We start from the raw sequence: 24759 nt of genomic DNA on the forward strand, positions 1-24759 counted from the left end.
CCGCGGGGCACGCCCGGCCGCGACACCTCGGAACACGGGTGAACCGGTAGCCGCATCACCGGTCCGTTCGTCCTGCCGTCGCCCGCCGGGCGGCATTCCCGGGCGCCTGCCCGCTCATCACGCGGATGCCACCACGGTGGCATGTCAGTACGCCATCGGGCACCGGGCACGAACCGAACCCGATGCCGTGGGCATCGCCGCGGCGCGGATGCACTACGCTCCGGCGGCCGCCTTGGCGATCAGGTCGGCGAGCTCGGAGGGCCGTGACGGGAACGGCGAGTGGGAGGAGACGAGTTCGGTGACAGCGGTCGGGGCAGCGGGCACAGCGTCGATCTCCTGGAAGCGCTTGCCCTCGCTTCCGCGCCTCGCCTGGCCCCTCCGGAAGGTGATCCGGGTCACTTCCTGTCACAGGGGGCGATGGTCCGGTGTCTTGTGTCCGACCACCCCCAGACAGAGGAGGAAGCCATGTCTGACAGGAACGGCACGAAGCACCGCATCGTCGTACTCGGCGCCGGTTACGCCGGTGCCTACGTCGCCGGGACCCTGGCTCGGCGGCTGGCCCCGTCGGATGCCGAGATCACCGTGGTGAACGCCGAGCCGGACTTCGTACAGCGGCTGCGGCTGCACCAGCTCGCAGCCGGCCAGGAGATCGAGGCCCCACGGCTCGCCGACGTCTTCACGGGAACCGGGATCCGGCTGCGGCTGGCCCAGGTCACCGACATCGAACCCGAGCGCCGGGTCGTCGCCGTAGCCGGCACCGACGGTGGCGGTGAGGTCGGCTACGACACGCTCGTCTACGCGTTGGGCAGCCACGGCGACGACCGCGGTGTCCCCGGTGTCGCCGAGCACGCCTTCGACGTCGCAGGCCGTCCCTCCGCACTGCGGCTGCGTGACCGCCTGGACGATCTGGAGGCGCGGGGCGAGGGCGGGAAGGTGGTGGTCGTCGGCGACGGGCTGACCGGGATCGAGACCGCCGCCGAGGTCGCCGAGTCCCGGCCCGGCTTGTCGGTGACGCTGATCGCCCGAGGCGCATTGGCCACTCCGCTCTCCGCCGGGGCCCGCGACCACCTGCGTCAGGCCTGCGACCGGTTCGGCATCACCGTCCTGGAGCACGCCGGCGTGGAAAGCGTCGAAGCGAAGCGGGTGCTCTGCGCGGACGGCACCGCCCTGCCGTCCGACGCGACCGTGTGGACGGCCGGGTTCGCGGTCGCCCCGATCGCCGCCGACGCCGGCCTCGAGGTCACCGACGGCGGCCGGATCGTCGTCGACCGCACCATGCGCTCGGTATCACACCCGAACGTGTACGCCGTCGGCGACAGCGCCCACACCCTCGGCGACAACGGCCTTCCCCTGCCGATGTCCTGCGCCTCGGCCGGCTACACCGGACGACAGGCGACGGCCGCGATCGTGGCCCGCCTGACCGGCGGCAAGATCAAGCAGACCGGGCTGGAGTACGTGGGCAACCACATCAGCCTCGGGCGGCGCGACGGCATCCTGCAGATGGTCGGCCATGACGCCCAGGCGAAGCCGAAGTACCTGGGTGGCCGGAAAGCCGCGCGGATCAAGGCCGGCATCCTCAGCATGTCGCTGTGGACCACCTCCCACCCCACCTTCGGCCTGCCCACTCGAAGGCAACGCCTGACCGACACACCGGAATCGGGCAACGAGACAGCGACCCGCCCGGTCGGAAGCGGAGAAGCCGCCCGTGGCTGAGCCGTCCTGCCGTCCATGCCAGAAGTGAGGCCCTGAGATGACCGACGACACCACCGGCCTGGCGACGGAGGCGTTCATCGCCCACCGGAACCTGCTGTTCACCGTCGCCTACGAGATGCTCGGCTCCGCGGCCGATGCCGAGGACGTACTTCAAGAGACCTGGCTGCGCTGGGCCACCGTAGACCTCGGGCGGGTGAGCGACCAGCGGGCGTACCTGGTACGGATCACGACGCGGCAGGCGCTCAACCGGCTGCGCACCGTGAAGCGACGCCGCGAGGCCTACGTCGGCCAGTGGCTGCCCGAGCCGCTGATCACCACATCGGACGTGACCGAGGACGTCGAACTCGCCGAGAGCATGTCGATGGCGATGATGCTCGTCCTGGAAAGCCTTGCTCCGACCGAGCGGGCGGTGTTCGTGCTGCGCGAGGTCTTCGAGATCGGCTATGACGAGATCGCGGAGGCCGTCGACAAGAGCCCCGCCACGGTCCGCCAGATCGCGCACCGCGCCCGCAAGCACGTCAGAGCCCGCCGCCCCCGCGCCACGGCATCGCTCAGCGAGGCCCAGGCAGCCTTGGAGTCGTTCCGGCGCGCCATCGAGACCGGCAACCCACAGGACCTACTCGACGTCCTCGCCCCCGACGTCGTACTGCTCAGCGACGGGGGCGGCCTCAAGAGGGCGGCCCTGCACCCGATCGTCGGCGCCGAGAAGATCGTCCGCTTCTACCTCGCCGGCACCACCAAGCTCCAGGCCGCCGTCACCTGGGAACCCACCGTCGTCAACGGCAGCCCCGCGCTCGCCGCCTACGTGGACGGAGCACTCGACGGCGTCATGGCCGTCCGCGTAGAGAGCACGCGCATCACCGGCCTGTACTTCGTCCGCAACCCCGAAAAGCTCACCCACCTCGACTCCGAGACCACGCTCACCCGCTAGGGCGGGTTGCGAAAGTCCCTCCTGACCCGCGACGCCTGGCACGCACGCTCGCTGCGTTGCCGGAGTCATCCAAGTACGTCCAGTACGAGGATGATCCTCCGCCTTGCGATCGCACGCACCAGACGCCGCAGGCCCCGCCCTGCGGGCGGACGGAGCTACTTTCGCAACACGCCCTAGAACGAACACCCCGGCGCCTCGCCGACCGCAGCACACGACGAAAGGAAAGCCGCACATGCCCAGACGGGCGACCACCACCACGGCTCGCGGCGGCACCTTGCTCAGAGCCGCGGCAGTCCTGCAGACCCTGGCCCTGTTCTTCCAGGCATCCACCGCCGGCCTGCTGCTGACCTCGTCCCACGCCTACGCGTTGCACGACTACGGATCGAAGGTGATGTACGGGGCCGCCATGCTGTACGTGCTCGCCACGATCCTGGCCTGGCGCCCGGGCGGCGGATCCCCCCGTCCCATCCTGTACTCCACCGGCTTCCTCCTCCTCGCCTCAGCACAGGTCGCACTCGGCATCGCCCACGTGGCATCGCTGCACGTCCCCCTGGGCGTGCTGATGTTCGCCCTCAGCACCCTCGCCCTCGTCCACGCGCTCTCCCCCCGCTCGCCGCTACGCCGCCCGGCCACCGGTTCGTAGCCGCCCGAGGAGACGTGAACTGCGGCGAACTCGCCTGGCAGGCCCGACCTGGGCGCCGCGGGCAGGGGTCGCGCGCTACCTGGGTCAGGTGGAACGGAGCGGTCACCGCCCTCGTGACGTGCCCGATCGCCACGGCCGTCCGCGCCACGGTCACGGCCATCGCCAAGGGCGGCCTCGGCACCGGCAGCGGACTCGGCGGAGCCTGCTTCGCCCTGCTCCTGCCGTGTGAGAGCGAAGCCCAACAGGACCAGAACGGCAGGGAACGCCACAACGGCCAGTCCCGCCCATGAACTCGTGCGGGAGAGCCCCGTAGCGCGTACTGCGGACGCCTGGTGGGGTTCAGTCGACCATCCGCCCGTGGTGCATACCGCCCATGCAGAGGTTGGTCTCCCAATCGACCATTCCGCCGCCCCGCTCGCACTCACCCGGGGTGGGGGCGGCGACGGTGGCGGCGGTCGGGGTGGTGGCGGCGGTGGCGGCGGCTGCGCCTGTGAGGCCGAGTCCGGCGAGGGCTGCCGTGGCGATGACGGCGGTGAGGATTCGTCGAATGCGCATTTGGTCCGCCTTTCACGGATTGCCTCGGTTTGGGACGTTTCTCAGCTTAATGTTCATCCGGGCGACACGGCATGCCGGGCCGTTCAACCGGCCCTGTCACTCGCCGGCGCGGGCACCTTCCGCTGTCGCGGTGAACGGCCGGACGGCCGCCACCGCCAGGTCTTCTATGAGGGCGACGCCGGTCTCCTTCGACGGCTGGTCGTCGCACAGCACGGCCAGCAGCAGTGTGTGCCCGGAGGCCTCCACCCGGCCGATGCTGTTGGTCACCCACAGCCCCGTTCCGCTGCGCGCGAGCCAGCCGTTCTTGAGCTGTGCGGACCCGGGATCGTCCGCGGCCGCCGATATGCCCCAGTCCTGGTCGGCTGCCACCGAGCCCATGAGGCCGCGCAGATAAGCCCTGGCCTCTTCGGAGAGGGCTGATTCGTCGCTGAACACCGCTCGGAGAAGGCGCAGTTGGTCCTCCGGTGTGGTCCGGGTGAGTCCCCAGTAGCCCCCTTCGCCGGAGACCGTCTCCGTAAGGCCCAGGCGGGAGTTGGCGTTCGTCAGCCCCTGTCCGCCGCCGATGACGTCCCAGAGAGCGTTCGCCGCGGCGTTGTCGCTGCTCTCGATCATGGCAGTGGCCCACTGCCGTTCCTGCGCGGTCAGGGAGCGTCCCTCGTCGTTCGCCTGCAGCAGCAGGGCCGCGAGAATACCGACCTTGACGATGCTGGCGGTGGCGAACCCGTGGCCGTCCGCGGCAGCGGTGCCCGCGGACGCGCTCGCGCCGGAGGACAGGTCCAACACCGCCACGGCCGCGTTGCCGTCGGCTTCCGCCACGACCTCTTGTACGGCGGCCTCGACGTCAGCCTGGGCGGAGGCTGTCGCCGGAGTGCCGGGCAACGCGGTCACCGCGGAGACGGCCGACGCCGGCCCCCGGCTCCCCTGCGGCTCCGAACCGGCGTAGATGACGCCGAACGCGCCGCTGAGCGCGGCCACCGCTCCGATCGCGAGGTAGCGGGGCGTCCGGGACGCGGAGTGGTGCCTGTGGCGTGCCATGGGGCGAAGCTAGGAACCCCGCGTGGGAATGGCGTTTGCGGCACCTCAGGATCTGCTGTGAAGGTGCCCGGATACACCTCGCCTCCGTTCTCGTCGCCCGACCCTCCGTACGCACGGCGTTCCTTCCCTCGGGACGAGGCGGAACGTGCGGCCTCGTCCCGGACGGTCGTCGAGTCCGAGGCGGTCAACCGTGCGCGGCGGCGCCGGGATCCACCCCGATAGGCGACAGCGAGTCCAGGGGCCGGGCCCCGGTTCTACGAGTGTGCCCAGCACCGTGGCGCGGCGGAAGCGGTCGAAGACGTGGTGGGCGCCATCGGGTCGGATCCCGGGCCTTGGTCTGCGACCTCGGCGCGCCGACGAGCACGACCCGCCACCGCCGACCTCTGCCCGTCGCCCGTACGGGAGCCGACGCGGCCCGCCGACCGGGCGGGGAGTCAGGCTCAGCGCAGCGGATAGGCGTCCGTCCGCACCGGTGGCAGGCTCAGATGCGCCAGGTCCGGCGGCGCCGGGGTGGACAGGGGCCAGAGCGGGGCGGCCTCGCCGTCGGCGGTCGCGGCGGGGGCGTCGGTCAGGCGCATGCGTTCCCGCAGGCGGCCGTAGAAGTCGGTGGGCCCGAGGCGTACGGCCCGCAGCGGACGTGGCGCCGCGTAGACGCCGATCCATTCGCCTGGGTGGAGGATGCCGCGCACCTGGCCGTCGATACTCACCACAGCGAGACCTGAGCGTTCGAGCAGGCGCAGCGCGATGGGTTCGTCGGGGGCGGCGATGACGGACCGGTTGAAGGCCATGTGGGGGGCGACCGGAGTGAAGACCAGTGCTTCGGCGCGGGGCGAGATGACCGGGCCTCCGGCGGCGAAGCTGTACGCGGTCGAGCCCGTGGGGGTGGCGACCATGAGGGCGTCGGCGGAGTAGGAGGCCAGCAGTCGGCCGGCGACATAGACCCCGGCGGACACCTGGTGGTCCCTGGCCAGTTTCTCCAGCACGACGTCGTTGAGCGCGGTCGCCTCCAGGGCGATGCCCCAGCCGCCGCCGACCGCGCAGTCCGGGCGGGCGCAAGTCGGGGGCAGCAGCGGGCCTCGGCCGTAACGGAGCAGGAACTCCATGCCATCGGGCAGTTCCAGGGAGCAGGAGGCGCGCATCGCGAGCATCATCCGCGGCTCGGCGGTGACCCGCTCCTCGTGGACCGCGTCCAGTGCCATGGACACGTCCTCGACGGGCACCTCGGTCAGGAAACCCACCCGTCCGAGGTCGACACCGAGTACGAGCGCGTCGTTCTCGGCGGCCAGCCGGGCGCCGCGCAGGAAGGTGCCGTCGCCGCCCAGGGTGACGATGAGGTCGGGATCCCCCGCCGCTGCGAGCTCCTCGCGCGTGCTGTGACGTGGTTCACCGTCATCCCAGACGTCGATGTCCGTGCAGCGGATGCCGTGGCCTCGGCACCAGTCGCGGACGACGCGGGCGGCGGCGACCGCCTCAGGGCGCCCGCTGTGGACGACGAGTCCGACTCGTGCCACTGCCATGTCTTCCTCCTCGGCCGTCCGCACACAGACTCAGCTCACACCGGGGTGCTCCTGATCGCCAGCCGTGCCGGGGACCGTGCACCAGAACGGGGCGATGGACGTCGCCGACTTCATCAAGCCGCTGCGGGTGGAACCGGGATCCCGGGTGGACCTCGCGCGCCGAGTAGCCGACGCGGTCGACCGCCCAGGGCACCCGCGGTGTGCTGCCGTGCCTCCGGGCGCTCGACGCGGGCGGTCAGTTCACACCGTCCGCTGCCGGTAGTACGAGGCGCAGTTCGTAGCCGCCGTCCGCCGTGGGCCCCGACGTGACCGTGCCACCGAGCAGCGCGGCGCGCTGGCGCAGACCGACGAGACCGTAATGCGCGCTGGGCAGAGGGAGGGCCGGGCGAGTCGGTGCGGTGTTGGTGACGGTGACGCGTACCGCGCCCTCCGCGTGGCGGATCCGTACGGTCGCCGTGGCACCCGGCGCGTGCTTGCGCACATTGGTCAGTGCTTCCTGGACGGTGCGGTAGATCGCGCGTTGCACGGTCGCTGGGAGGCCGTCGGGCAGTTCCGTGCGCATCTCCACGTCGATGCCGCTGCTGTCGACCAGCCGGCGAAGGTCGGCCACGGACGGCTGCGGCGTGAGCTCCGTCGGGCGGCCCCCGGAGGCGCGCAGCACGCTGACCATGTGCCGCAGCTCGTCCAGCGTCTGCACGCTGAGGCGCCGGATGGTGGCGGCGGCCTCCCGTACCTCGGCGTCGCGGGTGCCCACCTGAAGCGCCCCGGCCCGTACGGCGATCAGGCTCACCTGGTGGGAGACCACGTCGTGCATCTCGCGGGCGAGCTGGGCGCGCTCCTGGGACAGCATGCTCTGGGCGGTCAGCAGACGCTCGTGGTCGCGCGCCTCTGAGATCTCGGCGAGGCGCAGCGACAGATCGCGCCGGGTCTGGACGAGCTGGCCGAGGAAGACGGGGGCGGCCGCGGTGGCCGCGGAGTAGCCGAGTGAGACGAAGCCCTGGGTGCTGGACAGGTCGATGGAGGCGGACGGCCACTTGATGCTGTCGCAGACGGTGAAGGCCAGCGCGCAGACGCCCAGCAGCATCCGGTGGCGGGTGAGCGAGGCCAGCGTGTACAGCGCGACCAGTGCGGCGAAGATGGCGTCGGAGACCATGACGGCGGGCAGCGTGACGATGAAGGTGAGCAGCGGCAGCCGATGGCGCAGCAGCAGTGACACGGCGGCGACCAGCGCGAAGGCCAGCAGCACGGGGTCATGGCTGCCGACCTGGATCCAGGCGTCGAGGATCGAGAACGCGACGAGGGCGGCGTTGACCAGGGGGGTGGGCAGCCGCCGGGGCAGGGTGCCGTGGTCGGCCACCGTGTGGTCGACCACCGTGCCGTGCATGATTCCGCGCGGGATCACGGCGCCGCCTCCCCTGTGTGATCGCCTGCGTGCTCACCCGCCGGGCGGTCGTCCGCCGTACGCGTCGGCGGCCTGAGCATTCCGGCCCGCTCGGCGAGCAGCGCCGCCTGGACCCGGCTGGCGACGTCCAGCTTGGTGAGGATCGCGCTGACATGGTCCTTGACCGTGCCGGTGCTCAGATGCATGCGCGCCGCGATCTCTCCGTTGGACAGCCCGTCGGCGACCAGGACGAGCACATCCCGCTCCCGCTCGGTCAGCAGCCCGAGGCCTCGTGCCGCGCTCTCCCGGCAGCCCGCGCCCGTTTCGAGGTAGCGGTCCACGACCGTGCGGGTGATCTTGGACGACAGCACGGCACCCCCGTCGGCCAGAGTCCGCACCAGGTACGGCAACGCCTCGGGGTCGGTGTCCTTGAGCAGGAACCCGGCGGCGCCGGAGCGCAGTGCCGTGGCCACGTACTCGTCCATGTCGAAGGTCGTGAGCATGGCTACCACCGGTGGCTGCGGGAGTCTGCGCAGCGCTGCCAGTACGGTGAGCCCGTCCACGTCCGGCATCCGGATGTCGAGCAGAACCACGTCGGGGCGCAGTTCCTGGGCGGTCCTGACCGCATCGCCGCCTGGGACCGCCGCGACGACCTCGATGTCGTCCGCCGCGTCGAGGATGTGCTGGAAGCCCGTACGGATCAGGGCTTCGTCATCGACCACCAGTACCCGGATCACGTGTGCTCCACTCGCCTTCCGAGCACTTACCCGATCAGCACCGTTTCGTACCATTCCAGGTGATGCCGACCTACAGCGACCACGCCGAGCGACATCGGCGCGGTCGGCGATGGCAGGCTCACGTGCCACACAGGCGGCGTCCTGGCCGGACGGCGGGGAGACGTCAGCCACTCGGCGGGGCGATTCCGGACGACTGCCGGATGGTTACGACGGGCGACTTCCTCGACTCTTGAGCATACGACGCAAGACGTGCAACGGAGGGCGAGGCATGGACACGTTCAGCTATCCCGCCGGTGACGGTCGCCCGCTGCGGGCCACCCGGCTCGGCACCGGACCAACCCTGGTCCTCCTGCACGAATCGGGCTCAGGCGCGGGCCACGACCACGGCGGTGGTCTGCTCCCACTGGCCCGGCGGCTCACCGACAGCTACACCGTCATCGTGTCCGAGGCGCGGGACGCCGACGATGCCGCCGCGCTCGCCGAGCATCTGGGGCTGGGCAACGCCGCCGTCGGCGGCACCGGCAGGGGAGCCGTCGTCGCGCTGCGAGCGGCGGCCGACCATCCCGAGCCGTTCGGGGCCGCGGTCGTCATCGACGCCGACGAGGTGCTCGGCGCCGTCGGTGAGGGCATCGACGCCCCCGACGGCATCGACCTCTCCACCGTCCGCGTACCCACCCTTGTCATCCCGGGCACCGCCGGGGAGCTGGCCCGCGCACTCCCTCAGGGGAAGCTCGCGAACCTGAGTCCGTGCGGCGACGAGGACCCGGCCCAGTGGATGGCACCCGCGGTATGGGCCTTCCTCACCACGCATCTCACACGGCGGCCCGCGCGGGTCCTCGTGTGACACGCGGTCCTCGTACGGCGCGCGGGTCCTCTCATATGACGGGTCCTCTCATATGACTCGACCGACGTCCGACGAATGACATGACCAACGAGAAGGACCCCGCCCCGGCGCGCCCCCGGGCGGGGTCCATCGTCGTGATCGCCTGCCGGTACCGTCAGTTCACGGCCACCGGGGCTGCCGACTCGCGCGGCCCCTGCGACGCGGCGGCCTTGGGCTCGAGCACCCGCTGGGCGAACTCGCCGAGGATCAGCCCGAGCGCTGCCCAGAGCAGCGCCTGGACGCCGAGCGACGCCAGCCTGAACTGCCACAGGACATCGGCCGGGAAGTGCTCCGGGGTCGCGTCGCCCGCCGGCAGAAAGGCCAGCGCGACACCCACCACCACGGTGAAGACGGCGCCCGCGGCGACCGTCGCGTTCCAGTTGCCCCAGCGTGGTGCCAGCTTCTTGCCGATCAGCACCGCACCGATCAGCAGCAGCACGCTGAACACGATCATCAGGAAGAACATCGCGGTGCGCTGGTTGAGTGTCCCCGGGTCACCGACGGCCGGCGGGTTGGCCGGGTACTTGAGGAACGGTACGAACGCGACGGCGACGAAGCCGCCCGCCGCGACGAGCGCGGCCGTGGCACGGGCGCCGAAGGCCCCCAACCGGCCGAGCGCGAAGCACAGCGCCAGCGCGGTGATGCCACCGAGCGCCGTGCCGTAGACCAGAACAGCCGTGCTCAGACCGGCGGTCGCCTGCACCGCGCGGCTGACCAGTTCCTCCTCCGGCTCGCCACCGCCACCGCCGTGGCCGTGGTGGGCCGCGCCCGCCTCCTCGACCGCGATGGCGGCGTCGATCTGCGGTTCACCGATGAGGTAGGCCAGTCCGTAGGAGAGCAGCCCGGCGAGCACGCCCGCGAGCATGCCGCGGACGAGCAGGGCCCTTACAGTTGCGGAATTCATGTGCGGTTGTCCTGTCCCGTACGTATGGGTTCAGCAGTACGGGTCAGTGGCACGGGAAGCCGAGCAGATGACGGCCGTCGTGGACCCACTCGTGCACGCCCTCACCGGAGAACACGGAGAACGCACCCTGTTCGGCGCCGACGAAGTACAGCATGACGAGCATCAGCAGCCCGAAGAAGGCGGCCCAGGGTGCGACGACGCGGACCGGGAGCTTCACCAGCACGGGCTGGCCAACGGGGATTTCGACGGGTGTGATGGCGGACTGGGCCATACCGGACCTCCTCGGGAACACGCGTCCCGCTTTCGGTGGTGCACGCGATGACGGTCACGGGTCTGACTCACCCGACGGCCCCGTCCCTGGGGGGACTCTGACCGCCTGGCACACAGTGGCGCGACCGTGCCGGTTTCTCACCGGTCTTCCGTGTCTGCCGTCATCCTTTCGGATGAGAGGGTAGCGGTCCGTGAACCCGCCGCCAATAGGGCCTGTGACCAGCGATCTTCATCACACGGAAGGAAGTCCGCATGTCGGTCAGACTGACGCTGCTGTGCGCCGCAGCGGGTCCCTCGGTACGCGGCGAGGCTCGCTTCGGCGGCGGTTCGCTCGACGAACGGGCCGTACACGAGGCAGAAGCTGCGCGGTCCGCACTCCCCGCCGCCCCGGTCGTACTCCGGGCGCCGTCCGTACGGTGCGGGCAGACGGCGGACGCGCTGGGGCTCGACGCATCGGTCGAACCCCGGCTGCGCGACCTGGACCACGGCTCCTGGCAGGGCCGTTCACTCACCGAAGTGCTGGCCGGCGTGGGGCCCGAAGCGGGCCCCGAAGCGGTCCGGCAGTGGACCACCGACCCGGCGGCCGCACCGCATGGCGGTGAGTCCGTGCGGGAACTGTGCCTGCGGATCGGCGGCTGGCTGGACTCCCTTCCAGGGGATCTGCCCCAGGACACCGGACGGCGCGTACTGGCCGTGGTCGAGCCCTCGGTCGTACGGGCGGCGGGCGTGTACGCGCTCGGCGCGCCGCTGCCCGCGTTCTGGCGGCTCGACGTGCCACCGCTGTCCGGTATCGGCCTCACCTGGCACGGCGGAAGGTGGAATCTGCGGCTGGTCGCCACGGCGCCCACCGCCTGACCTCAGGAAGCGGCGCCCCGGCGCTTCCACCAGTAGCCGCCCCCGGCGACGGCAGCGAGCACCACCGCACCGATGACCAGCGCGGGTACGGGCGACGAGCCGCCTTCCCCGGCGTCCTGGGCGCTCTCAGGCCCCTGGTTACCGGTCGCGGGTTTGCCGGACGCGTTCCCCGTGGACTTCTCCGGCGACTTCGCCGGAGATTGCTCCGGTGCGACGGCGCTCGGGCTGGGCGCCACCGGCTTCGCCCCGGGAGCGGCGGGCTTCAGGGCGAGTTGTGGTGCCGGATTGCCGTGCCCATGGCTGTGGCCGTCGCCCTCCCCGCCGCCGGACTCCTCCAGCTCGATCCAGCGGTCGACGCGCCCGTCGCCGTACGTCTGGAGGGTCTTGAATGCCAGCGACTCGGCATCGGGCAACTGCCGCACGGTCACCGAGTACTCCACGTCGTCACCGACGCCGACCGCGGGGCCGGAGACGGTGTAACCGCGCGGGGTGGTCGCGAACTTCCAGCCGTCCGGTCCCTGCTTGAAGGTGACATCGGACGGGAGGATGCCCTCGGGGAGGATGACCTCCATCCTGCTGATGCCCGCGCTGTCGGACTCGGACTCGGCGCTGAAGTCCAGCGTGACGTTCTGGGCGAGGGCCGCGGCGCCCTCCGCCTCGACCTCCACATGCGCCGCCGCGGGGACGGCGAAGGCGAGCGAGGCCGCGAGCGAGGCACCGCTGAGGCCGGCGAGTACGGAAAGGCGGCGTGCGGTGCGCGCCTTGGTGATGTGAGACACGGGTGGCTCCCGGAGTGAATGTGCTGCCCCATCATGGGGCACGGGCAGCGGCTTGAACTGATGGCATCGCCGAACCGTACTGATATCGGCGACCCCGGGCCTCCCGGGTCCGGGCCGTCGTGCTCACCGGGCCAGCACGGAAGGATGTTCGGGTGCCGCTCTGGACGCGCTCTCGCCAAGAACCGCAGCAACCGCAGCAACTGAAAGAACCGCAGGAACCGAAAGAACCGCAGGAGCAGCGGGACCAGGCAGAGCAGCCGACAAGGGGCCGGCTGCCGAGACAGGCCACAACCCAGCCCGACATGCCGGGTGTCGCGGACATCCCCGGCACGACGGAAGCCGCTCCCGAAACTCCCGTCGCCACCAGCGCCGCTCGCGGCTGGCGCGGACGGCGTCCAGGTGCGGCGCGCGCCGTCCGGCGTACCACCACCGGCCTCGCCGTACTGCTCGTGTTCCTGGCTCTCCTCGCACCGAACAAACCCGACCACCTCACACCCGCGGCATTCGTCCGCATACCGGTGGAAGGGCTGTTCGGCGTTGCGCTCCTGCTCGCACTCCAGGCGCTGCGGGCGCGGGCGAGGTGGGTCGCAGCGGCGGTCGGCGGGGCCCTGCTGGGGCTGCTGACGATCCTGAAGTTCCTCGACATGGGGTTCTTCTCGACACTCGACCGGCCGTTCGACCTCGTACTGGACTGGATCCTGTTCGACGACGCCGCGTCGTTCCTGGAAGACTCCATCGGCCCGGGCGGCGCCATCGCCGCCGAGGTCGGCGTGGTGCTTCTCGTACTCGCCCTGCTGGTGCTCACATCCCTGGCGGTCGTCCGGGTGAGCCACCTGGTGGTGCGGCACAGCGCCGTGGCCACCCAGGGCACCTTCGCGCTCGGTTCCCTGTGGATGGTGCTGGCACTGCTCGGGCCGCAGACGTCGGCGGGACTTCCGTTCGCTTCCGGGACCACGGCCGATCTCGCTCAGCAGCGGGTGCACCAGGTGCGTGCCGGGCTCGGTGACGAGGGCCGGTTCGCCAGGGAGTCCCGCGTCGACGCCTTCCGTGCCACGCCCCCCGACCAGCTGCTGAGCGCGCTGCGCGGCAAGGACGTCATCTTCACCTTCATCGAGAGCTACGGCCGCAGCGCCGTGCAGGACCCGGCGATGGCCGCGCAGGTCGACGCCGTGCTCGCGGACGGTACGAAGCGGCTGCGGGCCGCGGGCTTCGCCTCGCGCAGCGCCTTCCTCACCTCTCCGACGTACGGCGGGGGGAGCTGGCTGGCGCACTCGACGTTCAACTCGGGCCTGTGGATCAAGAACCAGCAGCGCTACCTCAGCCTCACCAGCGGCGACCGGATGACCCTCACCAGCGCTTTCCGGCGTACGGGGGCCTGGCGCACGGTCGGCATCATGCCGGGTGTCACGCGGGCCTGGCCCGAAGGGAAGTTCTACGGGCTCGACCATGTGTACGACTCGACCAGGCTCGGCTACCAGGGCCCGAAGTTCAGCTGGACGCCCGTGCCCGACCAGTACAGCCTGGCGGCGTTCGAGCGACTCGAACACGGCAAGGCCGGCCGTGAGCCGATGATGGCGGAGATCATCCTCGCCTCCAGCCACAACCCCTGGGCGCCGATACCCAGGATGATCGGCTGGGACGAGGTCGGCGACGGCTCGGTCTACAACTCCATCAAGGAGGAGGGCAAGAGCCCCCAGGAGGTCTGGAAGGACCCCGACCAGGTGCGCAACGAGTACCGGCGCGCCGTCGAGTACTCCCTCGGCAGTCTGATCTCGTACGTCGAGAAGTACGCCGGCAAGGACACGGTGCTGGTCTTCCTCGGTGACCACCAGCCCGTCACGACCGTCACCCGGGGCGATCTGGGGCGCGACGTCCCCGTGGCGATCGTCGCCCACGATCAGTCGGTGCTGGACCGGATCTCCGGCTGGGGCTGGGAGGAGGGGCTGAGCCCCGGCCCCAAGGCGCCGGTCTGGCGGATGGACAGCTTCCGGGACCGCTTCCTCGGCACATTCTCCTCCGCTTCCCCGGCCCCCTCGTCCCGCTGAGGCACCCACGGCACGGACGGCACGGACGGCACGGACACTGATGGCGGCGCCCCGCACCATGTGCGGGGCGCCGCCATCAGTGTCTACCTGGTTCCCCTGGTTCCCCGGGCTTTCACACACCGGCATGGGAGGTCTCGCGCACCACGACCGCGCCGTCGGCACCGCTGCTGCCGCCGTTGCCGCCGTCGCCCACTCGGCTCCCCGAACGCCAAAGCCCCCCGATGTCCCGCGCGAAGGACCAGACCAGCGCCGCCAGCGCCGCCGCGACCATGACCGCGGCGACAGCGAGCGGCATGATCCCGGCGCCCGCGACCAGAAGCACGATCCCCTGGAGCGCGGCGACGGTCTTGCGCGCCATGCTCGGGGGCAGCGGGCCGTTCAGCCACGGCAGAAACCGTGCCGCCCCGACGAAGGCGTACCGCATCGCACCGATCAGCAGCACCCACGGCCCCAGGAACGTCGCCACATGGATGCTGAGCACCAGGATGAGGAACGCGTCCACCTCCATGTCGAAGCGCGCACCGAGGGGCGACTCCGAACCGGTGCGCCGGGCCACCTGGCCGTCCACGCAGTCCAGGACCAGCGCCACCGCGGTCAGCGCGACCATGACCGCCAGCGGTGGCTCGCTGACGAGAGAGACGCCGGACAGCGGAGTCCCGTTGACGAACGAGTCCGCGACGAGCGCGGTCACGCCCCCGACCAGTACCGTCCGCGCCAGGGTCACACCGTTGGCCGGCCCGAAGGACATCCGCCCGGGCCAGGACCGGCGCAGTGCCCGCGTGAGCACCGCCCAGGTGGCGAAAGTGAAGACGAGGCCCGCCAGCCAGCCGGCCGGCCCCAGGCCGAGCACGGTGCCGAGCAGGACGAGCAGAAGAGCCTGGGCGCCCACCCCCGCCGTCGTCTCGGGGCGCACCAGTCTCGTGTCGAAAGTGCCGCTCAGGGCCACTGCGCAACCACCCTCCGGCTGTGTGACAGAGTCGATGAACGCCGCATTCCGTGTGAGCGGCCCTCATGATTTTCAGAACGTAAACCGGAACCCGAGTGTTCAGCGGGAGGTCCTCAATGGAGTTCGCGATGGAATCCGCAGAACCGTCGGCCGGCACATCGGCCCAGGCACCGGCCGGTCACCGGGCCGCCCCTTCGGCCGAGTCGGCGAAGCACGCCGCGCTCGCTTTCTGGCTCGTCTCCCCAGGTAGCGGCGAGATACGCGAATCCACACTGCCGGCCCCTGCCGACGGGGAAGTCCTGGTCCGGACGCTGTACTCCGGGGTCAGCCGGGGCACGGAAAGCCTGGTGTTCCGCGGTGGCGTCCCCGAAAGCCAGTACGCCGAGATGCGGGCGCCCTTCCAGGAAGGGGACTTCCCCGGGCCGGTCAAGTACGGCTATCTGAACGTCGGCGTGGTGGAAGAGGGCCCCCGGGACCTCGTCGGCCGCACGGTCTTCTCGCTCTACCCGCACCAGACCCGCTTTGTCGTCCCGGCGAGCGCCGTGACCCCGGTGCCGGACGGCGTGCCCGCCGAACGGGCGATCCTGGCCGGGACGGTGGAGACCGCCGTCAACGCCCTGTGGGACGCCGCGCCTCTCGTCGGCGACCGTATCGCCGTCGTCGGCGCGGGCATGATCGGCTGTTCCGTGGCCCGGCTGCTGGCACGCTTCCCCGGCGTACGGGTCCAGCTGGTCGACGCCGACCCGGCGCGTGCCGCCGTCGCCGAGGCACTCGGCGTCGACTTCGCGCTGCCCGCCGACGGCATCGGCGGCTGCGACCTCGTCGTACACGCCAGCGCCACTGAAGCCGGGCTGGCCCGCTCGCTCGAACTGCTCGCCCCGGAGGGCACGGTCCTGGAGCTGAGCTGGTACGGCGACCGGCGGATCAGCCTGCCGCTCGGAGAGGCCTTCCACTCGGGGCGTCTGGTGCTGCGCGGCAGCCAGGTGGGACGCGTGTCCCCGGCGCGGCGCTCCAGCCGTACGTACGCCGACCGGCTCGCGCTCTCGCTGGAACTGCTCGCCGATCCGGCCTTCGACGCGCTCGTCACCGGCGAGTGCGCCTTCACCGAGCTGCCGTCGGTGCTGGCCCGCATCACGTCCGGGGAAATGCCGGGGATGTGCCTCCGGGTGCGCTACGAGTGACACCTGGCCCGATGGCCGGTTCGACCGGCACGAAACGGGCCCTTGAACGCGGCGTACGCTCCGGCCGTACTGAAGGACAGGGGCCGCCGCAGCGGCCAGGAGCACCGACCGGAGGCACAGCCGTTGTTCAGCGTCACAGTCCGCGAACACCTCATGATCGCCCACAGCTTCCGCGGGGAGGTCTTCGGACCGGCACAGCGTCTGCACGGCGCGACCTTCCTGGTCGACGCCACCTTCCGCAGGCCTGAGCTGGACGAGGACAACATCGTCGTGGACATCGGCCTCGCCACCACCGAGCTGGGCAAGATCGTCGGCGAGTACAACTACCGCAATCTGGACGACGAGCCCCGGTTCGCCGGGGTCAACACCTCCACCGAGTTCCTCGCCAAGGTGATCGCCGACCGGCTGGCCGACCTCGTGCAGGCCGGAGCGCTCGGCGAGGGCGCTCGCGGGCTGACCGGGATCGGCGTCACGCTGCACGAGTCGCACATCGCCTGGGCGAGCTACGAGCGGGCCCTGTGACCGGCGCTCCCACCTCCCCGGTGCGGATCGTGATGCCGGCCGGCGTCCACGATCCCGCCACTCCGAGCGGCGGAAACGCCTACGACCGCCGGGTGTGCGCCGAGCTGCCCCGGCTCGGCCTGCGGGTGGACGAGCGGACCGTGGCCGGCGACTGGCCGCGGCCGGACGCCGCCGCACTGGCGGAGCTGGCCCGGGTCCTTCGGGAGTCGCCGGATGGAAGCCTCGTGCTGATGGACGGTCTGGTCGCCTGCGCCGCGCCCGAGGTGATCGTCCCGGAAGCCGAATCCGGGCGGCTGCGCCTCGCGGTGCTGGTCCATCTGCCGCTGGCCGACGAGACGGGTCTCGACCCGGCCGATGCCGCCGCCCTCGACGCCGCCGAACGCAGGACACTGCGGGCGGTCCCCGCAGTGGTGGCCACCAGTGGCTGGGCGGCGGAACGACTGGTGGGACACCACGGTCTCGACCGCCGGCGAGTCCATGTCGCGACGCCCGGGGCCGATCCGGCTCCGCCGTCCCGAGGCAGCGCGGGCACGGCGACGGAAGCCGCTCCGCGCCTGGTGTGCGTGGCGTCGGTGACCCCGCGCAAGGGCCAGTACGAACTGGTGGAGGCGCTCGCGGCGGTCGCCGATCTGCCATGGGGCTGCGACTGTGTCGGCGGTCTTGGCCAGGATCCGGCGTATGTCTCCCGGCTCAGGGCGCTGATCGCGGAGCTCGGACTCACCGACCGGGTCCGGCTGGTGGGCCCGCGTCCTCCCGGACCCGAACTGGACGCGTACTACGACAGCGCCGACCTGCTGGTGCTCGCCTCGCACGCGGAGACCTACGGCATGGTCGCCACCGAGGCTCTGGCCCGCGGTATCCCGGTGCTGGCCACCGCGGTCGGCGGACTGCCGGAAGCCGTCGGACGGGCGCCCGACGGTGACGTACCGGGGGTTCTCGTACCGCCGGACGACCGGACCGCTCTGACAGCGGCGCTGCGCCACTGGCTCGGCGACCCCGGTGAACGCCACCGCGCCAGGTCCGCCGCACACGGCCGACGAGCCGCGCTGACCGGCTGGGACGCCACGGCTCGCGGAGTGGCCGCGGCGCTGGACCGGCTCGGCGAAGACTCCCGGGAGGCCGCATGACCACGGTGAACACGATGGCCGCGGCGGCCACGAGCGATACCGCGGACACAGCGGACACGGCAGTCACACCGAACAGGGCAGACACGGCGGGTACAGCGGACACGGCGAACGCGAGGAACGCGATGGACACCACGGACAGGGCAGGTGCGGCAGACACCATGGACCGCCCACGCTTCGCCCCCGAGTGGCTGACGCTGCGCGAGAGCGCGGACGCCGCCGCCCGCGCGCCCGAACTCCTCGATCCACTGAGCCGGTACATGGCGGCGACGAGGACGGATGCCCCGCTGGTGATCCGCGACCTCGGCTGCGGTACCGGTTCGATGGGGCGCTGGCTGGCACCTCGGCTCAACGGCCCCCAGCACTGGATCCTGCACGACCACGACCCCGATCTGCTGGCGCTCGCCGCCTCCCGGCTGCCGCGCACGGCCGCCGACGGCAGCTCCGTCACCGTGTCGACCCGGTGCGGCGACATCGCCCTGCTGGACACGGCGGCCCTCGACGGCACCTCTCTGGTGACGGCTTCCGCCCTGCTCGACCTGCTCACCCGCGAGGAGCTCGACGCCCTCGCGGCGGCGTGTGCCGAAGCCCGCAGCCCGGTTCTGCTGGCGCTGTCGGTGGTGGGCCGGGTGGACATCGAACCGGCCGATGCACTGGACGCCGAGATCACCGAGGCATTCAACGCGCATCAGCGCCGGCTGGACGACGGACGCCGGCTGCTCGGCCCGGACGCGGTCGCGGCGGCGTCGGTGGCCTTCGCCCGCTACGGGATGACGGTGCGGGTGCAGCCGAGTCCATGGCGGTTGGGCGACAGTACGGGGACCGGTCCGCTCGCCGCCGAGTGGCTGCGCGGCTGGGTCGGCGCCGCCTGCGAGCAGCGGCCGGACCTCGCGGCGGAGGCCGGCGCCTATCTGAACCGCCGCCTGACGGCCTGTGCGGCGGGTGAGTTGAGCGTGACGCTGCACCACAGCGACGTACTGGCACTGCCCGGGACGGTGTGTGGCGGTACGGGCGGTGGAGCGGGGGCCGGCGCCTCATGATCCTGCGGGCGGTCAGGGCACGCGCCGGGATACTCGCCGGGGCGGCCATCCTGGTGGGGATGGTGTGGTGGCAGGGCACCGGCGCGTTCGTCGCGGGCCTGCGCGGAGTCGACCTCCCTGTCGTGCTGGCCGCCCTCGGTCTCGGTCTGCTCACCACCGTGCTCAGCGCCTGGCGTTGGTGCCTGGTGGCTCGAGGGCTCGGCATCCGGCTGCCGCTCGGGCGGGCGGTCGCCGACTACTACCGTGCCCTGTTCCTGAACGCGGCGCTGCCCGGCGGGGTGCTCGGCGATGTGCACCGCGCGGTGCGGCACGGGCGCAGCGAGGGAGACATCGGCCGGGGTGTACGGGCGGTGGTCCTGGAACGCGTCGCCGGTCAGGCGGTGCTGATCACGGTCGGCGTGCTGCTGCTGGTCGGACGCCCCACCCTCGCGCTGGGCGAAGCGGGCCGGGCCGTCGGCGACCTGATCACCTCGCCCGGTGTGCTGGCCGTACTCGCCTTGGGCTGCGGGTCGGTGGCCCTCGCCCTGCGCAGTGTGAGGGCCAGGCCGGCCTCACGCTGGGGGCGTACCCTGCGGACCACGCTGGCCGAGGCGCGCAGCGGTCTGTTCGCCCGCGGCAGCTGGCCGGGGGTGCTGTTCTCGTCGGTCACCGTACTCGCCGGCCACCTCGGCATGTTCCTGGTCGCCGCCAGGGCCGCCGGGGCGACCGCCCCGGCGGCCGAACTGCTGCCGCTGATGGTGCTCGCGCTGCTGGCGATGGCCCTCCCGCTGAACATCGGCGGCTGGGGGCCCAGGGAGGGTGTCACCGCCTGGGCCTTCGGCACCGCCGGACTCAGCGCCTCACAGGGGCTGAGCGTCGCCGTGGTCTACGGGCTGCTGGCCTTTGTCGCCAGCCTGCCCGGTTTCGCCGTCCTCGCCGTCCAGTGGCTCACCGGACCGCGCCGCCCGAAGATCGAGCTCGAAGAGGGTGTCCTCCCCGAGGGTCGCCCGTCGTACGGGGGGCCGCAGGGCATCGCGCATCCGCGCGGGGCCGGGGAAGGCGAGCCCGGGTACACCGTCACCGAGCAGCACGGGCGCCACGGTCACATACAGCCGGTCGAGCGCGCCAGTGTGGAGGAAGCGGGAGACTGTGACGCCACCGCCCTCCACGAGCAGTCGGCCGAGACCGCGGCCCGCGAGCTCGTGCACCAGACTGCGCGGGCTGAACGCGGCACGGTCAGGCAGCACGAGGGTGTCGACGCCCTCGACTCGCCGGGACGCGACGTGCTCGCTGCCGGCACCCAGCACCCACACGGTCGGGGCGGCTCCGTCGGTGAACAGCCTGTGGCCCAGCGGCACTCGGCCGTGCGGGTCGAGCACGACGCGCACCGGGTTGGCACCGGCGCAGGCGCGCACCGTGAGCTGGGGATCGTCTGCGACGGCGGTACCGGCTCCGACGAGCACCGCGTCGGCGAGGGCGCGCAGCCGGTGCAGATGGCAGCGGTCCTCCTCGCCGGTGACATAGTCGGCGTCGCCGGTGCGGCTGGCGATGAACCCGTCGAGGCTCTGCCCGAGTTGGGCGAAGGTGAAGCGGGGTCCGGCCAGGCACAGCGACAGATAGCGGTCGGCGAGGTCATCCGCCTCGGGCAGGGCGGGTACCGCCCAGTGCCACCGCCCGTGCTCGTCGCTGACAAGCCCGGCGGCGGACGCGTCCGCCCCGGTGCGCACGGTGAGCAGCCGCTGCCAGGCTCCGGCCGCGTCAAGCGGTCCGTTCATCGCGTCTCCCCCAGAGTGTCGACGGGCTCGGTGAGAAGTGAGAAATAGTCACCGAACGATTCGACGAGACCGGCAAGCAATTGTTTTCCCTTTTCCGCAGATGCCATTGAAGGCCGTCCCACGACACCCGATTCCGTATAGGCATTCATGCCGAGAGTGAGCAGATGCCGCCGGTCGTCGGCAACGAAATCGGATGTCTCATAACCGGGCCGGACAAGTTCGGGATGATCGTGCAGCAGGATCGAGGTCTCGACTTCACCCGCATGCATATCGCTGTGCGACGATGTGCGCACCCCCGCACGCTCCCGCGCCGCACTCCAGTCGGCGGAGCCGGGGAACAACGCCATACGCGTACCCGTGCCGGCCGACTCCTGAACGACGTTGCGCAACACATAGTTTCCGCCGTGCCCATTGACCAGCACGAGGTCCCTGATACCGGAGCGGCGGAGCGATTCGGCGATGTCCCGTACGACCGCGTAGAGCGTGGCAGCGGAGATGCTGACGGTCCCCGGCCAGTCCGCATGCTCGTGTGAGCAAGAGATCGTCACAGGTGGGAGGCAGTGGACAGGGTAGGCGGCGGCGATCTCCGCGGCGATGGCGCAGGCCACCACCGTGTCCGTCATCAGCGGCAGGAACGGCCCGTGTTGTTCAAAACTGCCGATGGGCAGAAGGGCCACGGTGGCCCGTCCATCCCTTACGTCGTCCGTTGTCGTGTCCAGCGGGCCACTCATCTTTCCCGACCCTTTCACTCTTCCTCTTCATACCGGCCGTTTCAGCGATCAGTTGAAAACTTCTCGCCGATTCCTGGCCCATCGCTTGAGGTTACCCGATATGATCTGGCCATGATAGATACCGATGGCTCACACGTCGGCTCGAAGGTGGACACGGTACGTGCATCCTGCGTCGAACGCAGGGCAAATGTCCGACTGTCGACCGTACACGGCGATTTCCTCGCCGTCGGCTACCTGGACCGCATTCGCGGCGACGAACAAATCGCTTTGGTTTACGGCGACATCGAGGGTGAGGGCGCCCTCACCCGTGTGCATTCGGAGTGCCTGACCGGAGACGCCTTCGGCTCCAAGCACTGCGAGTGCGGCGACCAACTGGACGCCGCGCTGCGCGCGATCGTGCGCGAGGGACGCGGGGTGCTTCTGTACCTCACGGGTCACGAGGGCCGCGGGATCGGTCTGCTGGCCAAGCTCCAGGCGATGCAGCTCCAGGCCGAGGGCCTGGACACCGTCGAGGCGAATCTCGCGCTCGGACTCCCGGCCGACGCACGGGACTTCCAGGTCGCGGCGGACATGCTGCACGACCTCGGGGTGCGATCCGTGCGCCTGATGTCCAACAACCCGAGAAAGCGCGAGGACCTCCTCAAGCACGGCATCGAGATCGCCGAGCAGGTACCGCTGCTGACGGCACCGCGCGAGGAGAACATCGCCTACCTGCGGACCAAGCGGGAGCGGATGGGGCATCTGCTGCCCCACCTGGACCGCCTGGACCAGGCCTCGGGCCAGGGCTGAAACGACTCGGCTGATCGGGCTGGGCTGAAACGACCGGGCCGAGGCCGCCGAGCCGGGACAGCCGAGCGGGAACAGGCTGAGCCGAGAGGGCTGAAGAGCCACCATGGTCCGGCCGGACCATGGTCGACGCCACCGGTCCACGGCCGGACCCGGCGCTCCCGGCCGCCTGCCCCTTACCGCCGGCTCCGCTGCCTGACTGGGTACGCGGACACACGGCGGGGCAGGGGAGGGCGCGGCGTGGCCCTGGGCCGTCATGGCCCCTGGGGGGCCATGGCACGCGGTGGCGTAATCGCCTGGGGCCGGAAGCCCTGGCTCGCGCCGCGCTTCCCGACCCTGTTCACGGCGCCCTGAGGGCACGGTCCGGCCAACGAGTCCGCGCACGCGGTAGGGCCTGTCGCCGCGGATCAGGCCGACAGCGGTGAGATCCCCCGTACAGCGATGATGGACGCAGTCCCGCACCACAGAACGCCCAGGGGAGACCGCTGACATGAAGCTGCGCTGCGCAGTGCTCGATGACTTCCAGTCCGTCGCGACCACGATCACCGACTGGTCTTCCGTCACCGACGAGGTGGAAGTCGTCTGCTTCGGCGAGCACTTCGCCTCGGAGGACGAACTCGTCACCGCGCTGCGTGACTTCGACATCGTCGTGACCCTGCGCGAGCGGGTCTTCTTCCCGGCCGCCCTGATCGGCCGACTCCCTCAGCTGAAGCTGCTGATCGCCTCCGGTATGCGCAACTCCGCCATCGACTTCGCGGCCGCGGAGCGGCACGGTGTCACCGTCTGCGGCACCGCCAGCTCATCGACCCCGCCGGTGGAACTCACCTGGGCACTGCTCCTTGGCCTCGCGCGGGGCATCGTGGACGAGGCGACCGCCCTGCGCGATGGCGGGCCCTGGCAGTCCACACTCGGGGCGGACCTGCACGGGCGGCGGCTCGGGCTGCTGGGACTGGGCAAGATCGGGAGCCGGGTGGCACGGGTCGGGCTCGCCTTCGGGATGGAGGTCATGGCATGGAGCCGGAACCTCACCGGGGAACGCGCCGACGAGGTCGGCGTCACCCTTGCCGCGTCCAAGGAACAGCTCCTGGAGAGCAGCGACTTCGTCTCCGTGCACCTGGCTCTCAGCGACCGCACCCGGGGTCTGGTGGGTGCGTCGGAACTGTCGCTGATGCGGCCCGGAAGCTATCTGGTCAACACCTCGCGGGCCGCGATCGTGGACCAGGACGCACTGATCGCCGCCCTGCGGGCGGGTGCCATCGCCGGCGCGGGCGTCGATGTCTTCGACATCGAGCCGCTCCCGGCCGACCACCCGATGCGCAGCACACCGCGTCTGCTGGCCACCCCGCACCTCGGCTATGTCTCACGGGCCAACTACGAGACGTACTACGGGCAGGCCGTCGAGGACATCCGGGCGTATCTGGACGGGGCACCGGTCCGCCGGCTCGGATAGCCGATCAGCGGGGGAGGTACATGTACGTGTTCTGGAGCTCGTCCTGGACCACATGCGCCTCGCCGTCCACCGTCCGCACGTGCAGATCATCCTGGGGTGTCCGCACCTCGAACGACCAGCCGTCCGGCAGGCTCAGCCGACCGCCGAGCTCGGGGAGTGAGTCCAGCGTCAGGCTGTCGTCCACGATGTGCGCGTAGGCCTGGAGGACGTAGGCGCGGCCATCGCTGTCGTGCAGCATGTGGATCGGCTTGCCCCGGGCCAGGATGTACTCCGTGTCCCGCTTGACCGTGATGTCGACGTAGGGCTTCCTCGGGGTGGCCCCGGTCGGGTCGGTCTCCGGGGGGATGTTCACCTCGGCCACCAGCCGCGCCTCGACACCGTCGAAGGTGCTCACCCCGCCGACCGCGAAGGCCGTGAGCTCGTCGATCGCCCAGTAGCGCGGACCGTTGAGCAGCACCATGGGCACCTTGAACTCCGCCGCCAGCGAGCCGGGGTCGAGCCCGTTCCACCAGCTCTCCGGGCAGTCGTTGAGCCCGAGCGTGTTGTACACGGCCGCCTTGAGCCCGTCGGGCCCGTCGGGCGAGATCAGCAGGATCTCGCCGTAGCGCGTCCCCCTCAGGCCACTGATGTGGCGGGGTGCCTCAGCGGTACGGGTCATGGCGCGCCTCCCTCTCGGCTCCCCTGGATATTCAGCATCCATCAGGACGAAAGGGGCCGCCACCCAGGCACCGCGGTGACCCGCCGCAGGGCCTGGGTGGTGTGCGCGCACGCGACCGGCTCCGTCCCCGTGGTCTCCGTGGCCGGGGTCGGACAGGACTCGGCCGAGCCCGGCAGTCCCACCGCTCGATGCCCGTTCTGACGGCGTGCGTTCGCCTCCGGAGGAGTTGTCGGGGCAGGCCCGCGGGCAACCGCTTTCACGAAAGGGCAACCGCCCTTTCGTGAAGGGCGGGTGGACCGGGGGCACAGGTCCGGGGCAC

The 24759-nt window shown here is 71.2% G+C and carries 26 protein-coding genes, 2 pseudogenes and 1 riboswitch; of the genes and pseudogenes, 15 read left to right on the forward strand and 13 right to left on the reverse strand.

The window, feature by feature from the left end; genetic code table 11:
- Window positions 1–213: 213 nt before the first annotated feature.
- Window positions 214–399, reverse strand: coding sequence for a hypothetical protein (locus V1460_RS35810; protein WP_338677759.1), 186 nt, complete (start codon window positions 397–399; stop codon window positions 214–216).
- Between the two features lie 66 nt (window positions 400–465).
- Between V1460_RS35810 and V1460_RS35815 the strand changes: the two genes are divergently transcribed.
- The 4 genes from V1460_RS35815 (at window position 466) to V1460_RS35830 (ending at window position 3577) form a co-directional block, all read left to right on the forward strand.
- On the forward strand, window positions 466–1713 hold the full coding sequence (locus tag V1460_RS35815; RefSeq protein ID WP_338677760.1) for an FAD-dependent oxidoreductase: 1248 nt from the start codon (window positions 466–468) through the stop codon (window positions 1711–1713).
- Window positions 1714–1750: 37 nt separating this feature from the next.
- Window positions 1751–2644 (forward strand): RNA polymerase sigma-70 factor, encoded by an 894-nt coding sequence (locus V1460_RS35820; protein WP_338677761.1) that lies wholly within the window; start codon window positions 1751–1753, stop codon window positions 2642–2644.
- A gap of 232 nt (window positions 2645–2876) precedes the next feature.
- On the forward strand, window positions 2877–3287 hold the full coding sequence (locus V1460_RS35825) for a hypothetical protein (RefSeq protein ID WP_338677762.1): 411 nt from the start codon (window positions 2877–2879) through the stop codon (window positions 3285–3287).
- Between the two features lie 14 nt (window positions 3288–3301).
- Complete coding sequence (locus V1460_RS35830; protein WP_338677763.1) at window positions 3302–3577, forward strand: DUF6223 family protein; 276 nt, start codon at window positions 3302–3304, stop codon at window positions 3575–3577.
- A 49-nt stretch (window positions 3578–3626) separates the two neighbouring features.
- Here the strand turns inward: V1460_RS35830 and V1460_RS35835 are convergent, their stop codons facing one another.
- The 5 genes from V1460_RS35835 to V1460_RS35855 form a co-directional block, all read right to left on the reverse strand.
- Window positions 3627–3842 carry a hypothetical protein gene (locus tag V1460_RS35835; protein WP_338677764.1) on the reverse strand — a complete coding sequence of 72 codons (216 nt, stop codon included), beginning with the start codon at window positions 3840–3842 and terminating at the stop codon, window positions 3627–3629.
- A 96-nt stretch (window positions 3843–3938) separates the two neighbouring features.
- Complete coding sequence (locus V1460_RS35840) at window positions 3939–4877, reverse strand: serine hydrolase (RefSeq protein ID WP_338677765.1); 939 nt, start codon at window positions 4875–4877, stop codon at window positions 3939–3941.
- Window positions 4878–5317: 440 nt separating this feature from the next.
- Window positions 5318–6394: an NAD(+)/NADH kinase gene (locus V1460_RS35845; protein WP_338677766.1), complete on the reverse strand. Its 1077-nt coding sequence runs from the start codon at window positions 6392–6394 to the stop codon at window positions 5318–5320.
- Between the two features lie 235 nt (window positions 6395–6629).
- Window positions 6630–7778 (reverse strand): histidine kinase, encoded by a 1149-nt coding sequence (locus V1460_RS35850; RefSeq protein ID WP_338678366.1) that lies wholly within the window; start codon window positions 7776–7778, stop codon window positions 6630–6632.
- A 14-nt stretch (window positions 7779–7792) separates the two neighbouring features.
- Window positions 7793–8512: a response regulator transcription factor gene (locus V1460_RS35855; RefSeq protein ID WP_338677767.1), complete on the reverse strand. Its 720-nt coding sequence runs from the start codon at window positions 8510–8512 to the stop codon at window positions 7793–7795.
- 268 nt (window positions 8513–8780) lie between these two features.
- Between V1460_RS35855 and V1460_RS35860 the strand changes: the two genes are divergently transcribed.
- Window positions 8781–9356, forward strand: a complete 576-nt coding sequence (locus tag V1460_RS35860; protein WP_338677768.1) for an alpha/beta hydrolase — start codon at window positions 8781–8783, stop codon at window positions 9354–9356.
- Between the two features lie 154 nt (window positions 9357–9510).
- On the opposite strand, the gene V1460_RS35865 is transcribed toward V1460_RS35860, so the two are convergent.
- Window positions 9511–10299: a CbtA family protein gene (locus V1460_RS35865; RefSeq protein WP_338677769.1), complete on the reverse strand. Its 789-nt coding sequence runs from the start codon at window positions 10297–10299 to the stop codon at window positions 9511–9513.
- A gap of 43 nt (window positions 10300–10342) precedes the next feature.
- Complete coding sequence (locus V1460_RS35870) at window positions 10343–10570, reverse strand: CbtB-domain containing protein (RefSeq protein ID WP_338677771.1); 228 nt, start codon at window positions 10568–10570, stop codon at window positions 10343–10345.
- Window positions 10571–10609: 39 nt separating this feature from the next.
- Window positions 10610–10779, reverse strand: a riboswitch (cobalamin riboswitch).
- Window positions 10780–10821: 42 nt separating this feature from the next.
- Between V1460_RS35870 and V1460_RS35875 the strand changes: the two genes are divergently transcribed.
- Window positions 10822–11424, forward strand: coding sequence for a histidine phosphatase family protein (locus V1460_RS35875; protein ID WP_338677772.1), 603 nt, complete (start codon window positions 10822–10824; stop codon window positions 11422–11424).
- Between the two features lie 2 nt (window positions 11425–11426).
- Here V1460_RS35875 and V1460_RS35880 read toward each other — a convergent pair whose 3' ends face one another.
- Window positions 11427–12203, reverse strand: a complete 777-nt coding sequence (locus V1460_RS35880) for a DUF1775 domain-containing protein (protein WP_338677773.1) — start codon at window positions 12201–12203, stop codon at window positions 11427–11429.
- A 302-nt stretch (window positions 12204–12505) separates the two neighbouring features.
- On the opposite strand from V1460_RS35880, the gene V1460_RS35885 reads away from it, so the two are divergent.
- The gene (locus V1460_RS35885; RefSeq protein ID WP_338677774.1) at window positions 12506–14248 is read left to right on the forward strand and encodes a sulfatase; all 1743 of its coding nucleotides are present in this window, start codon (window positions 12506–12508) and stop codon (window positions 14246–14248) included.
- A 112-nt stretch (window positions 14249–14360) separates the two neighbouring features.
- Here the strand turns inward: V1460_RS35885 and V1460_RS35890 are convergent, their stop codons facing one another.
- The gene (locus V1460_RS35890) at window positions 14361–15194 is read right to left on the reverse strand and encodes a CDP-alcohol phosphatidyltransferase family protein (RefSeq protein ID WP_338677775.1); all 834 of its coding nucleotides are present in this window, start codon (window positions 15192–15194) and stop codon (window positions 14361–14363) included.
- A gap of 128 nt (window positions 15195–15322) precedes the next feature.
- Between V1460_RS35890 and V1460_RS35895 the strand changes: the two genes are divergently transcribed.
- The 5 genes and pseudogenes from V1460_RS35895 to V1460_RS35915 form a co-directional block, all read left to right on the forward strand.
- Window positions 15323–16375, forward strand: coding sequence for a dehydrogenase (locus V1460_RS35895; protein WP_338677776.1), 1053 nt, complete (start codon window positions 15323–15325; stop codon window positions 16373–16375).
- A gap of 123 nt (window positions 16376–16498) precedes the next feature.
- Window positions 16499–16897, forward strand: coding sequence for a 6-carboxytetrahydropterin synthase (locus V1460_RS35900; protein ID WP_338678367.1), 399 nt, complete (start codon window positions 16499–16501; stop codon window positions 16895–16897).
- Between the two features lie 32 nt (window positions 16898–16929).
- The gene (locus V1460_RS35905; protein WP_338678368.1) at window positions 16930–18024 is read left to right on the forward strand and encodes a glycosyltransferase family 4 protein; all 1095 of its coding nucleotides are present in this window, start codon (window positions 16930–16932) and stop codon (window positions 18022–18024) included.
- Entirely contained in the window at window positions 18021–19061 is a 1041-nt protein-coding gene (locus tag V1460_RS35910) for a methyltransferase domain-containing protein (RefSeq protein ID WP_407077578.1), read from the forward strand. Before V1460_RS35905 ends, V1460_RS35910 begins: the two co-directional genes overlap by 4 nt.
- Window positions 19058–20002 (forward strand): annotated as a pseudogene (locus V1460_RS35915) (YbhN family protein); the annotation flags it as partial. The gene V1460_RS35910 and the pseudogene V1460_RS35915, both read left to right, overlap by 4 nt.
- On the opposite strand, the gene V1460_RS35920 reads toward V1460_RS35915, so the two are convergent.
- Window positions 19901–20815, reverse strand: a complete 915-nt coding sequence (locus V1460_RS35920) for a RibD family protein (protein WP_338678370.1) — start codon at window positions 20813–20815, stop codon at window positions 19901–19903. The pseudogene V1460_RS35915 and the gene V1460_RS35920 sit on opposite strands and share 102 nt — an antisense overlap.
- Window positions 20812–21546, reverse strand: coding sequence for a creatininase family protein (locus tag V1460_RS35925; RefSeq protein WP_338677777.1), 735 nt, complete (start codon window positions 21544–21546; stop codon window positions 20812–20814). Before V1460_RS35925 ends, V1460_RS35920 begins: the two co-directional genes overlap by 4 nt.
- Before the next feature lie 111 nt (window positions 21547–21657).
- On the opposite strand from V1460_RS35925, the gene ribA reads away from it, so the two are divergent.
- The 3 genes and pseudogenes from ribA (at window position 21658) to V1460_RS35940 (ending at window position 23782) form a co-directional block, all read left to right on the forward strand.
- Window positions 21658–22335 carry a GTP cyclohydrolase II gene (ribA, locus tag V1460_RS35930; RefSeq protein WP_338677778.1) on the forward strand — a complete coding sequence of 226 codons (678 nt, stop codon included), beginning with the start codon at window positions 21658–21660 and terminating at the stop codon, window positions 22333–22335.
- Window positions 22336–22572: 237 nt separating this feature from the next.
- Window positions 22573–22686: pseudogene (locus V1460_RS35935) on the forward strand (sterol-binding protein); the annotation flags it as partial.
- Window positions 22687–22822: 136 nt separating this feature from the next.
- Complete coding sequence (locus tag V1460_RS35940) at window positions 22823–23782, forward strand: D-2-hydroxyacid dehydrogenase family protein (RefSeq protein ID WP_338677779.1); 960 nt, start codon at window positions 22823–22825, stop codon at window positions 23780–23782.
- Window positions 23783–23786: 4 nt separating this feature from the next.
- Here the strand turns inward: V1460_RS35940 and V1460_RS35945 are convergent, their stop codons facing one another.
- On the reverse strand, window positions 23787–24440 hold the full coding sequence (locus tag V1460_RS35945) for a hypothetical protein (protein WP_338677780.1): 654 nt from the start codon (window positions 24438–24440) through the stop codon (window positions 23787–23789).
- Window positions 24441–24759: the final 319 nt, after the last annotated feature.

Origin of the sequence: Streptomyces sp. SCSIO 30461 (assembly GCF_037023745.1) — a bacterium.
GTDB lineage: Bacteria > Actinomycetota > Actinomycetes > Streptomycetales > Streptomycetaceae > Streptomyces.